We start from the raw sequence: 12,452 nt of genomic DNA on the forward strand, positions 1-12,452 counted from the left end.
AATTTTCCACGGGAATGTGTTATGTCTTTGAATGGCAGGGCGATTTATGCACACCAGTGTGCCGCAGACGCAGGGAGAACTTTTGCGGTTTCATCACTGGCACTGGCGATATTTGTTCTGGTAAATCCGGTACTGGCGGCTGAAAACCTCAGCGGGATAAAAAGCACTGCCAGTACGGATACATTTGGTCAGCAGCAAGATATGGTGATCGAAGGCACGGCGACGCCAACCGGCAGCGACGCACAGGATTACGCCGTCCGCACCACCACCGCAGGCACCAAAATGAACCTGACGCCGCGAGATATTCCGCAATCAGTGAGCGTTATCACTCAACAGCGTATGCAGGATCAGAACCTCCAGTCGGTCGGCGACGTGCTGAATAATACCACCGGCATCTCAACGGAGGTTATTGACAGCGAACGCGTGTCTTATTTTTCCCGCGGTTTTTACATCAACAGTTACACCTACGACGACATTCCGACCTCCGTCAGCGATACCTGGAATTTTGGTGATGCAGCCGAAGACACCGCGATTTATGACCGCATCGAAGTGGTGCGGGGTGCAACCGGCCTGATGACCGGAACGGGTAATCCATCCGCTTCTGTCAACATGGTGCGTAAACACGCCGACAGCAAAGAATTCACCGGTGAGATTAGCGCCGGTTACGGCAGCTGGAACAAACAGCGTTACGTCCTGGACGCTTCCGGTCCGCTGAATCAGGAAGGCTCGGTGCGCGGACGCGTGGTCGCCGGTTATCAGGATCAGGACAGCTGGCTGGATCGCTATCACAAGCGCAAAAAATTCTTCTACGGCGTGGTGGATGCAGATGTGACCGATAACACCACCGTGTCGCTCGGTTACGATTATCAGGAAAATAATACCGCTAACCCGACGTGGGGCGGCCTGCCAACCTGGTATACCGACGGTTCGCGCACCCATTATGACCGCAGCACGAATACTTCCGCAGACTGGACGAATTACGCCATCCAGTCGCGCAAAGTATTTGCTAACGTGAAGCATGACTTTGATAACGGCTGGACATTGCGCGTTAATGGCACACACGGCGAGCAAACGTTTAACGATAAATTGCTCTATCTCATGAATTTCCCGGATCACACTACAGGCACCGGCCTCAGTGGTTTTGGCAGCAAAGACCGTGGCACCCGCAAAGTGGACTCCATCGACACTTATGCCACCGGGCCGTTTGAATGGTTTGGCCGTCAGCATCAGATGGTGGCGGGTATCAGCTACAGCCGGCAGCATAACCAGACTTACAGCGCAGACGGTTCCCTCGATAGTGACACCATTGGCAGTTTCGGCAACAGCTGGGACGGGCGTGTCAGCGAACCGGAGTGGGGAGACTGGTATCTGAATGCGGACGATGTGATTCGCCAAAAAGCGGGTTACTTCGCAACGCGCTTCTCACTGGCGGATCCGCTTTCGTTGATCGTCGGCGCGCGCTATACCCGGTGGAGCACCAACGGCAGCAGCGGCAGTATGAACAAAAACAACATCACCCCGTATGGCGGGCTGGTGTATGACATTAACGATACCTGGTCGGCGTATGCCAGTTACACGTCCATCTTCCAGCCGCAGACTGACCGCGATATTAACGGTCATTACCTGTCACCAACGACCGGGAAAAACTACGAAACCGGGCTTAAATCTGCGTGGATAGACGGTCGTCTGACCGCCACGATGGCAGTATTCCGTATCGAACAGGATAACGTGGCGCAGGAAGACGGCAGCAGATACGTTAACGGTTCGAGCGAACAGGCTTATGTTGCGGTCAATGGCACCGTCAGCAAAGGTGCTGAATTTGAGCTAAACGGCGCGGTGACCGACAACCTGCAAATGACCTTCGGTGCGACGCGTTATGTGGCGAAAGACGAAACCGGCAGCCGTCTCAACAGCAATATGCCGCAGACCCAGCTGAAATTATTCAGCCGCTACCAGGTGCCGGCGATGCCGGATCTGACTGTCGGCGGTGGTGTAAACTGGCAAAACCGCACTTTCCAGAATGCAACCGGACCGGACGGCGAAACCCGTCGCGTATCACAGGGCAGTACGGCGCGGGTGGATCTGTTCACGCGTTATCAGGTAACAAAACAGCTGTCCGTACAGGCCAACATCAACAACCTGTTTGACCGCACATATTATTCATGGCTCAGCGATTACGCCGTTTACGGTGAACCGCGCAATCTTTCGGTCAGCGCAAATTACACGTTCTGAAGTGAAGATTTAATGCACAACACAGCAAAGCCCCGTCTGTATTTTCAGGCGGGGCTTTGCTTTTATAATCTATATCTGGCCATGGGTGGCTAAAGGGTACATATATTATTAAGTATTCCTCCAGTACGCTTTGTTTATACTGATATCCGATTGACGCAGCACGAATTTAATTGACTCATCAAATATAGAGAGGAATTAAAAGCACTATGCGCTTCATAGAAAAAATCCGGCTGGCAGGGCACACCTAACCCTTAGACTGGTTGAAACCCGGGAAACGACACCGGAATATGACAATAACGCCATGAATTTTTCCCTACTCACAGACAAAAATGAAGATGTTGCAGCAGGTCGCTGCGTAGTACTAAGTGAACCGGGAAGTCGTGATTATTTATATATCTCGGCAATATATGTTGAAGGAAATACCAACAAACCTACGAAATCCCACCCCAACAGATTTGTCGGGCTGGGTCAGCTTCTCTTATTTTCAGCCATAAGATACGGGATGGAGCAGAATATCGAAAACGCCTCATTATTACCGGTAGATGACAGCCAGGGATTTTATTTAAAAATGGGTTTTCATCCGACTATATATCACGGATACAGTGAACAGGATGGTGGTCACCGGGGTGCCGCTCAGTTCGGGTCATGGGAAATTAAATGCAAAATGGCGCGACCATTTCTACAATGCCTCCTTCCTGAACCCGGATTTTCGCGGCCCCAACTGGTCAGGAAATATTCGCAATATTCACTTAAATTTACGGCATAGAATCATGACTAACTGGACCATTGTCGGGTAACCGAGGTTACGTAAGCACGATAAATGGATGCCATGGTCAATTTATTAGCTCCACGGCATATCTTTATAAGGCAACCACACAACAGGCAGCGTTATTTCAGCTTCCCCAGCGGCTTTTCAGGTAACGCACCGCATCCTGCGTCTGCGGCTGGTTGAGGTAGCTTTCACGGAATAAAATCGTGCCGCTAATTTGTGGTACGGATTCATTCATATCGAGTTGTTTTTTCAGTTCCGGTACGCCACCACTTACCATCCAGTCCGGTTCATTTTTTGACGGTTCGCCCACTTTATACAGCGCCACACCAATATAGAGACGCGTATGAGTGGGCTTTACCACATTAGCCCACCAGTTTGCCAGCACGTCATAACGCGCCGCCTTGCGGGAAAACGGCCAGTACAGTTGCGGCGCAATGTAATCGAGCAAACCCTGCTGCACCCACAAGCGGGTATCCGCATAAGCCTCATCGTAAGCCGCTGCGCCGGAAGTTTGTGAACCCGCCGGATCATGCGACACGTTGCGCCAGACACCTGCCGGACTGACGCCAAATTCCACAGCCGGTTTCAGCTGTTTTATGGTGCGCGAAACCTGCTCAATCAGCATCTGTGTATTGTGACGCCGCCAGTCTGCTTTTGAAGCATAACCCTGACCGTATTTCCGGAACGTCAGGCTATCATCCAGGGCAGAACCCGGTGATTCTGAATAAAAATAGTCATCAAACTGAACGCCATCAACGGGATAACGCGCGACCACTTCCGCCACGATGCTGGTTATCCAGTCGCGTGCATCAGGAATACCCGGGTCAACCACAAAACGATCGCCGGCAGTTCGGATCCAGTCGCGGTGCAACACGAATACGCTGGCAGGGTGCAGCGACAATGTCTGATTCAGTTCCGCCACAGTCGAAGGTTTAGTATTTACAGACACGCGATAAGGATTAAACCAGGCATGGACTTTCATCCCGCGTTTGTGCGCTTCATCGAGCATAAATTGCAGCGGATCATATCCAGGATCCTGACCAATTTTGCCCGTCAGCATATCTGACCATGGCAAAATTTTTGATGGCCAGAACGCCGTGCCGTCAGGCTTCACCTGAAAGAACACCGTATTGATGCCCAGACTTTTGAGCTTATCGAGCTTGGTAATCAGCGCCTGTTGCTGCTGGCTGATGCGCAATGATGCACTGCCGGCATTCACCGAATTAACCGGTGGCCAGTCGAGGCGGGAAACCGTCGCCAGCCAGACGCCACGCACGGGTTCATGGCCCGATACCGGTTTGTCGGGAAGAGGGTGCCGGGCAACTGGCGGAAGTGGCGTCACCAGGGATTTTGGTGGTGTTGAAGAACAACTGGCCAGTAACAATGCAAGCGTCACAACGGCAGCCGGGTGTTTCAAGGCAGTAATAAACGGAAAATGACGGGAAGAGGCGATAATAAACTCCGGTGGTATCTGGTAGCCGCGCGAAAGGAAACATTTTCTTATTATTGAAGTTAAAGTCAATCACTTAGCGCTGATGCCTGCGTGATAGCAAGAAACGCCGCAAACCACCTTATCGTTACAGACGAGTTAGTATACAGGGAGCGCCTCAGCACGATTGAGTGACAGGGCTAACTGTTGCAATATTAACTCACTATTTTCCTGGGGTTAAACCTTACAGGGTGTATTAAATGAAAATGCCGAAATTTATTGTGGCAGAAACGGAAGATCCGCTTGAATTTAATTATCACCTGTTAGCATAAATATTTTTTATTTGCTTTGTACTGCGAAAAATACAGAGTTAAAATTAGCATATGTTTTATAATGAGACTGCAGCCGGTTAATAAAATAATTAATTCAGGAGATAAACATATACATGTTAATCATTTCTGAAATATATGTCTCGTGTAAGAAAATATCAAACTGGACTTTTGAAGGATAATATCCGAGAGAATTTTCACTGTTGCTACTGCTGATTTCATTAATGGAAGGCAGAAAATATGTTTTAACATCATTCATTGCGATTTTTGCAACACCTGAGTCACTGCATCAGGCCTGTATAACCTGCATTTCGATATACTTCCGTATCGCAATGCCACTACTGGAGATAGCTATGTCTTTTTCATTAGCCAACTGGACGACCAACTGGCAGAAAGACGGACGTTTCAGCAAAAACTATACATCAGTTCTGATAGAGAAAGCCTGCAGGCTGGACAGTCAGTTGAACAATGCCTACTGCAGAGGAACCCTGAAAGTCATTGCCGGGCCTCACCGGAAGGCAGGTCCGGGTGAGGGTGGCGATGCAAGGTGGCATATGACGCTACAACCTTCGGCCAACAGTAGCTGCTGGCATATCATTCTGGATAACAGCGTGACCCGGCCCGTGAAAATTAACAAACGGGAACTCACGGGGCACGGTTTTTAGTTTTAGGGCGGTTCAGGTTCGGCATCCGGACCTGACCAGCGACTCATTATTCTTTGACAACTGATATCCCAGCCATTGGGATGGTGTTACAGATAAGTTATTAAAATTCACGCGTATTGACGGAGTTTTACTCAGAGGACTTTAGGATAAGGACATACTGTGAAGTAAGAGGAGAAATGCATGAAACCAAGGTTAAGTTTTGCCGTACTTTTTATCTTCATCACCTTCGGTGCAATGGCAAAAGATATGACCCTTATAAAATCAGCCCCGGTTCATCGGGGTGGTTTTAACAGTCATAATGGCTTTGCGGATACTGCCGAAACGCCGGATGAACACATACGGGAAGACCATCACCGCACGCTTCGCAGTACATCCTGAGAGGTGAATCCAGACCCCGATCCGTCCCCGTCCGGATAGCCCAGGCAGGCAACTCACGGCACACGGCAAACACAGACCTTTATTCCAGATAAATCACCCTGTCTGCCGATGCTATCGTTGTCTCGCGGTGCGCAATGATAACCCTTGTGATGTCCAGTGCTTTGATCGCGAGATTCACCATCGCCTCGCTTTCCTTGTCCAGCGCGCTGGTCGCTTCATCTAAGAACAAGACGGCAGGCTTCTTGTAAATCGCGCGGGCAAGGAACAGTCGTTGTTTTTGCCCCCCCGACAGTCCCTCTCCTAATTCACCGATCAGGGTTTCATAGCCCATGGGCATTTGCTTAATGACGGTATCCAGGTAGCTGGCGCGGACACATTCCTGCATCCAGGCTTCATCCACTTCGTCCGCAAAGCCGCAGATATTTTCCCGGATGGAGCCGGAAAATAGCTTGTCATCCTGCATTACGCAGGCGATCATTTTATGATAGTTATTGATACCCAACTGCTGAATATCGATACCGTTCACCTCGACCCTGCCGTTATCAGGATAAAACAGCCCGCACAATACCTTCATCAAGGTGGTTTTTCCTGAGCCGGACGGCCCAACAATAGCCACACTTTCTCCGGGCGCGATAGTGATGTCTAACCCGTTAAAAATGGGTGGAGACTGACGGTCATAACGGTAACTCAATGCATGTGTTGCCAGCGAAACGGGTTGTAAACGAGCCTCATAAGGGATGTCCGGCTTACGATTTTCCTGCGGATGCAGGGCAATATCGGCAATGCGTTCATTGTGCAAGCTCATCATACGCAATTGCAGCAGGAAATTGGTCAGTGAGCCAATTCTGTCGGAAAACTGCCCGCGAAAAGCGCCGAATGCAACGAACATACCGATAGTCATCTGGTTGTCTATTACCAGACTGGTACCCAGCCACAGGATCACCACCTGATCACAGGCTGAGACAAAGGTGTTGATGCCGCCAAACAGCATGTCCATCTTCGTAACGCGGATCCCGGTATTGATGGTATCGATTTCGAGGTTGAGCCAGTGGGCACTGCGTCTTTCTGCTATCCCCTGCATTTTTACTGTGGCGATGCCGTACAGCGTCTCCATGAAATAGGAACCGGCACGGGCATTTCTGACCAAAGACTCCTCTGAAAGCTGCCGGTAATAACCGTAGGTCAGCAGACGGAGAAGTACATACACGGCGGTGAAGGCCATGACGACCCACGTTAACCAACCTCCGTACAAAATCATCATCACGAGCACGCCGGCCACCATAATCATGTCCATGATGGCGCCGACAATACTGGCGGTGAAGGTGCTGCGCAATGCATCCAGCGATCCGAAACGTGACTGGATATCCCCCAGTTTGCGACGTTCAAAATAGCCCAGAGGTAACCTCAATAAGTGGTTAAACAACCCGGATTGCCACTGGACATTGATGAGCGTCGTCATGACCAGTGCAGACCAGGCGCGTACCATGCTGACTGCGGCCCGCAACAGAATAAAGAATAACAGCCCCGCGCAGATTAACGTCAGCAGTCCGCGATCGCCTGCAGGGATCGCATGATCCATCACCAGTTGTGTACCAACCGGCATCACAAGGTTGATGGTTTCAATCACCAGTGACAGGCAAAAAATTTTGCCTAGCGTACCTTTAAGGCCATATACGCTGCCCATCAGCGTACTCAGACTGAGCCGTTTCCGCACGGTATGTGCTTTGAATGCAGCGCCTGGCCAGGCTTCAAGTGCTACGCCGGTAAAACTGTGCGCCACCTCTGCCATGTTGATGATTCTGCGGCCCCGGGCGGGGTCATGTATGACCACGTGATTACGCCTGACGCTCACCAGAACGACAAAATGGTTAAACTCCCAGTGCAGTATGCATGGCAATTTTAGCGCACCGAGATCTTCCATATCCAGTGACAAAGGGCGTGACGACAAGCCCAGTTGTTCGGCCATACCGGTTAAACCGGACAACGTAGTACCACGCGCCGAGAGGTTGAACTGCTGGCGCAGTGCGATCAGATCAATATTCATACCATAGTGGCCGCAAAGCATCGCCAGGCAAGCGAGGCCGCACTCAGAAGATTCCGTTTGATGGACTAGCGGCACGCGTTGCCGCAATCGTATATCAAGCTGGCCGAGCAGTTTCTTGACAGAGAGTCTATTCATTGACCGGCCCCGACGCGCTGTGTTTCATGTCGTAGAACGGTGACAACATCCACTGATATATCTTCCTTTTTTCCAAAAATAGTGTGCTCTCCGCCTTCATACCATTTTCCAGGTTCAGACGTTTACCACGGTACATGATGGTCTGTTTTTCGGGTCTGACGATCACTTTGTAGTAAGGGACTGCCGAGGTCAAAGCAGCTTTCGGGGCTCCCTGATAGGTCAGCATTTCCTGAGATGAAGCCGGTGCTTTCGAAATCACTGACACCGTGCCGGCAAACTGCCCAAACTTTTGCGCCGGAAAAGCTTCATAACGAATGTTGACCCGGTCGCCTGTGGAAATATAGGGAATAGCATCATTAGGTACCCAAAGTATCAGGGAGTAATGATCAATATTGGGTGGGATGACTTGCAGCAAACTGTCGCCGACGTTGACCATCTGTCCTACCGTGACGCTAAGAGAGTCTACGCGACCGTCAACCAGTGCGCGGACGATGATTGCCCCGCCGGCATCGATATTGAGCAGTTCTTTTTGCAGTTCGTAGCGCTGGAGTTCCATCTGATAAATTTGGTTATCAAACTCAGCGGCCTGAGTGTGGATTTGGCTTTCAAGAGCAGTGATCTGCAGGGCGTTTTGCTCGTTCTGCCCGGTGAGGCCCAACAGATTGTTTTGTTGCTGGTAATAGAGCGCCACCTGATTGGTGAGTTGATCCTTATTGATAAGCCCCTTTGTCTGATATTGCCGGTAGTTCTCCATATTCTCTTTCATAATACGGAGTCCTTCCTCAGCACGCCGGAGTATGTCGTTGGAGCGCTGGAAAGCGGCGATATATTGGGCCTTTTGTTTCTCCAGCATCCCGACAGTGTCTTGTTTACTGCTGTCCAGCCGGCTGATGATTTGTGAAATGCGTTCAAGCTGATTATTGATGTCCCGGCGTTGGTTATCGCTGACCACGCCGCTGCGGGTACTTTTACTCACATCTATCTGATAGATAGGAGTGCCAGCCTTGATTATCTGTCCTTCCGTGACAAATTCTTTGACTACCACGCCCTGAACGGCGGAATAGACGTTAGCCACGCGCGGGTAGGTGCTGATCTCGCCGGTCACGTTCACTCTGCGGGTGTAATTTGCGGCGATGACAAAGGTGAGGAAGATTGTAATAAACAAAAGACATAATAACGCAGTGACCCAGAACGGAATTCCAGGGAGGAGCAGCGCCCGGCCACGCCATTTCATTTTCTGATTATCAATCGCTTCCTGGCGAAACACGGTCTGTCCTTCGTTAGCGTGCGGGGAGGTGAGTAGTCACCTTTATTATGCCACGCCCTGGTCCTGCTCCGGCAAGCGTTTGTTTTAGCATACCGCTGGTTTGTATTATCTACATTTCGCTTAGTGAAGAAGAAAAAACCTTTAAAAACAAAGGATTACATGAAATTAAATGTATTTTTTAAAGCATAAAAAGAAGGAGAAAAAATGAAGATAAAGCAATAAATAGTTAACAAAGTGAAATCAAATGTAACTAAAAGTAATAAAATTGACAAAAAGCTTACCTTTGAGCGTATAACTGTTTTGTACCTTTCACTGCGAAGTCGATGTGCGGCTGAAGAAAATATTTGTCCTCATATTGTTGGTTGGCTTCTATTTCATTTCCCGGGTGGAGTAGTCATATATAGGGATAGTGGGAATTCTAAAGTTTCACTGCTTCTGCAAGTGTCAGTATCCCTGCTAATTGTTTTTCTGGTGGAGACCAAATCAATAGCAGAAAAAAATAACCGTTACGAGGGTAAAAAATGATAAAGGAACTTTCTCAATCTGAATTAGCTTTAGTTGCAGGCGGAAACGCTAACTCTAATTATGAGGGCGGCAGCAGCAGAAATACCCAGCACAACCAATCATCCTGGAGTCATATGGCTCAGAATGCGCCTACGCATATATACGGAGGCCCGGGAACTGTTGACTGCGCTAATGGTGTTTTTGGTGCACTCGCCAAAGGCTTTCCAAACCCGGGGAAAATGGCGGTCGGTGTGGCTAAAAATGCCGGAAAATGCCTTTCTGATAATGGCGGCCGTGGCGGCGCTTTTGGTGGCGACTCAAATGCTAACAGCGTCAACGGGCAATGCCACTGGTAATAACTAGTTAAAATTATTTTAAGCTACCCTGAGGTAATAATGACGCCAGGGTAGCTATGCCCATGATTCAGCATAACGATGATTGAAGCATCAAATCCGATGACGAAGAAACTTGTCAGTATATAAGGGGACAGGGTAAAGATAAGATAAAGGATGATGATGGCTAAAATTTCAGCACTGGTTTTTTTATATTCCCGACAAAAGCATCTTCCATTATTTAAAAACCCTGTTGTATAAAATGGATTGCGTCGCAGCATTTAAAAGAAAAGTTATACCTTAAGCATAGCGTAAGTGTAAATCATCAAAGCCAATGAGGAATGTACTTCATCACAAATCAGACAATTGAAAACATTTCTGCCATTAAAGATCATGAAGACTTATTGAAAAAGGGGGCGGTCAAAGCAATCATTCCGCTGAATGCACCGCAATTTAACATAATCATGATTATGCGCACTGGAATCGTAAGCTCATTGTAAATCAATGCATCCTGAAAATCTAAAAATAAGGCCGGTCATCATCCCGGCCTTATTGGTTCTTATCAGTATTCGAAAATCACATCATCCGCGATCAGGCATGCGTTACGGTTTTTTGCTCTGTCTTCGATCCGGTATTTTCCAGCATTCTTCGCACCGGAATAATGAGGATGAACAGCACCGCAGCGCAGATCAGCAACGCAATGGAACAACGTGCGAAGAGATCAGGCAGCATATCCAGTTGATCGGCTTTTACATGCCCGCCAATCAAACCGGCCGCCAGATTCCCCAGCGCGCTGGCGCAAAACCACAGGCCCATCATCTGACCGCGCATTCTTTCCGGTGCCAGCAGCGTCATCGTCGCCAGTCCAATCGGGCTCAGGCACAGCTCGCCGAGCGTCAGCATCAAAATGCTTCCCACCAGCCATAAGGGTGATACGCCTGCTCCGCCGCTGTTCAGGACGTTCTGGGCAGCCATCATCATGATCCCGAAGCCCGCTGCCGCACACAAAATACCAATGATAAACTTGGTGATGCTACTCGGGCGCACATTTTTACGCGCCAGCAACGGCCATGCCCAGCTGAATACCGGCGCCAGCAGGATAATGAACAGTGCATTAATAGACTGGAACCAGACGGCAGGAATTTCGAAATCGCCGAGCATCCGATTGGTATAGTCGTTAGCGAACAGGTTAAATGAAGTCGGTTTCTGTTCAAACGCAGACCAGAAGAAGGCTGCCGAAACTAACAAAATGAAACACACCAGCAGTCTGGCGCGCTCTTTGCGGTTAAGTCCGGCGAACAGGAACAGATAGATAAAATAGAGGGCAACTGACGCCGCTATTACGTACACCAGCACGCTGGCGACGGCAACCGGGTTAATGACGATCACCCCCTGCGAGATCAGCGCAACGATGGCTGCCACAGCCGCAGCCAGTACCAGCAGCCAGGCACCCACGCCGTTTTTCTTAGCAACCGGACTGTTCCAGGTCGAATCCAGACCTACTTCGCTGTCGTAACGTTTCATGGAAGGCACGGCATACAGGCGGAAGATAATCAGCGCCACCAGCATACCGATTCCCCCGATACCAAAGCCCCAGTGCCAGCCATGCGTTTTTATCAGCCAGCCGGAGATCAGCGGCGCGATAAACGACCCCATATTAATACCCATGTAAAACAATGAGAAACCGCCGTCACGACGCGCATCACCTTTTTTATACAGTGTGCCCACCATAACCGAGATGCATGTTTTGAACAGGCCTGAGCCGAGAACAATGAACATCAGGCCGATGAAAAACAGGCTGTCGCCCATGAAAGCGGAAAGCGCGATCGACAGATGGCCGAGCGCAATCAGAATCGATCCGTACCAGACCGCCCTCTGCTGCCCGAGCCAGTTATCTGCCAGCCAGCCCCCCGGCAGTGCCGCCAGATACATACAGCCAGCAAATATACCGACGATAGCCGAGGCGTTTTCGCGTGCAAGCCCCATGCCGCCGTCGTAAACCGTCGCCGCCATAAACAGGATAAGTAAGGGACGGATGCCATAAAACGAGAACCGCTCCCACATTTCAGTGAAGAACAATGAGCCGAGCGGATAAGGATGGCCGAAGAAAGTCCGGCTTTCGTTTTTATTAACAGAGGAATGCATAAATTCTCCAGAGAAAGTCTGTCGTAATCGTTGTGAATACCCTTGCCCGGCGGCTGTCTTGCAGCCGCTCTTAAGCATTCAGCGGTTATTATTTGATTGCTGAATACCGGTATTGTCTGGCATTAACCGCAGAAGTTTTAGAGGAAAAGTCGACTAATGTCCACTTTTACAGATTTTATAGCGGCAAAAAAAACGGACATGGCAGGTCAATTTACGAAAA

At 49.6% G+C, this 12,452-nt stretch carries 8 protein-coding genes; 4 read left to right on the top strand and 4 right to left on the bottom strand.

Annotated elements, in window-relative coordinates; all coding sequences use genetic code 11:
• The first annotated feature begins 21 nt into the window (after positions 1 to 21).
• Positions 22 to 2,232, top strand: a complete 2,211-nt coding sequence (gene fhuE, locus ETV65_RS14845) for a ferric-rhodotorulic acid/ferric-coprogen receptor FhuE (protein WP_129953583.1) — start codon at positions 22 to 24, stop codon at positions 2,230 to 2,232.
• A gap of 893 nt (positions 2,233 to 3,125) precedes the next feature.
• Here fhuE and ETV65_RS14850 read toward each other — a convergent pair.
• Complete coding sequence (locus ETV65_RS14850; RefSeq protein ID WP_129953747.1) at positions 3,126 to 4,421, bottom strand: glycoside hydrolase family 10 protein; 1,296 nt, start codon at positions 4,419 to 4,421, stop codon at positions 3,126 to 3,128.
• Positions 4,422 to 5,115: 694 nt separating this feature from the next.
• Between ETV65_RS14850 and ETV65_RS14855 the strand changes: the two genes are divergently transcribed.
• Both ETV65_RS14855 and ETV65_RS14860 read left to right on the top strand, forming a co-directional pair.
• Positions 5,116 to 5,427: a hypothetical protein gene (locus ETV65_RS14855; protein WP_129953584.1), complete on the top strand. Its 312-nt coding sequence runs from the start codon at positions 5,116 to 5,118 to the stop codon at positions 5,425 to 5,427.
• Between the two features lie 180 nt (positions 5,428 to 5,607).
• Positions 5,608 to 5,805 (top strand): hypothetical protein, encoded by a 198-nt coding sequence (locus tag ETV65_RS14860; RefSeq protein WP_129953585.1) that lies wholly within the window; start codon positions 5,608 to 5,610, stop codon positions 5,803 to 5,805.
• 79 nt (positions 5,806 to 5,884) lie between these two features.
• Here ETV65_RS14860 and ETV65_RS14865 read toward each other — a convergent pair whose 3' ends face one another.
• Together ETV65_RS14865 and ETV65_RS14870 are read right to left on the bottom strand one after the other, a co-directional pair.
• Positions 5,885 to 7,984, bottom strand: a complete 2,100-nt coding sequence (locus ETV65_RS14865) for a peptidase domain-containing ABC transporter (protein ID WP_129953586.1) — start codon at positions 7,982 to 7,984, stop codon at positions 5,885 to 5,887.
• Positions 7,977 to 9,251 (bottom strand): HlyD family secretion protein, encoded by a 1,275-nt coding sequence (locus tag ETV65_RS14870; RefSeq protein WP_129953587.1) that lies wholly within the window; start codon positions 9,249 to 9,251, stop codon positions 7,977 to 7,979. Before ETV65_RS14870 ends, ETV65_RS14865 begins: the two co-directional genes overlap by 8 nt.
• Before the next feature lie 521 nt (positions 9,252 to 9,772).
• Here ETV65_RS14870 and ETV65_RS14875 point away from each other — a divergent pair.
• Positions 9,773 to 10,111 carry a hypothetical protein gene (locus ETV65_RS14875; RefSeq protein ID WP_129953588.1) on the top strand — a complete coding sequence of 113 codons (339 nt, stop codon included), beginning with the start codon at positions 9,773 to 9,775 and terminating at the stop codon, positions 10,109 to 10,111.
• 567 nt (positions 10,112 to 10,678) lie between these two features.
• Here ETV65_RS14875 and ETV65_RS14885 read toward each other — a convergent pair.
• Positions 10,679 to 12,232, bottom strand: a complete 1,554-nt coding sequence (locus ETV65_RS14885) for a peptide MFS transporter (RefSeq protein ID WP_129953589.1) — start codon at positions 12,230 to 12,232, stop codon at positions 10,679 to 10,681.
• Between the last annotated feature and the right edge of the window lie 220 nt (positions 12,233 to 12,452).

This window comes from Rahnella sp. RFA10(1/100) (genome assembly GCF_004195115.1).
In the GTDB taxonomy this organism is placed as follows: domain Bacteria; phylum Pseudomonadota; class Gammaproteobacteria; order Enterobacterales; family Enterobacteriaceae; genus Rahnella; species Rahnella perminowiae.

Excerpts from the sequence above, each read along its gene's own strand:
- fhuE (WP_129953583.1), top strand. The coding sequence starts at position 22 with ATGTCTTTGAATGGCAGGGCGATTTATGCACACCAGTGTGCCGCAGAC.
- ETV65_RS14855 (WP_129953584.1), top strand. The coding sequence starts at position 5,116 with ATGTCTTTTTCATTAGCCAACTGGACGACCAACTGGCAGAAAGACGGA.
- ETV65_RS14860 (WP_129953585.1), top strand. The coding sequence starts at position 5,608 with ATGAAACCAAGGTTAAGTTTTGCCGTACTTTTTATCTTCATCACCTTC.
- ETV65_RS14865 (WP_129953586.1), bottom strand. The coding sequence starts at position 7,984 with ATGAATAGACTCTCTGTCAAGAAACTGCTCGGCCAGCTTGATATACGA.
- ETV65_RS14875 (WP_129953588.1), top strand. The coding sequence starts at position 9,773 with ATGATAAAGGAACTTTCTCAATCTGAATTAGCTTTAGTTGCAGGCGGA.
- ETV65_RS14885 (WP_129953589.1), bottom strand. The coding sequence starts at position 12,232 with ATGCATTCCTCTGTTAATAAAAACGAAAGCCGGACTTTCTTCGGCCAT.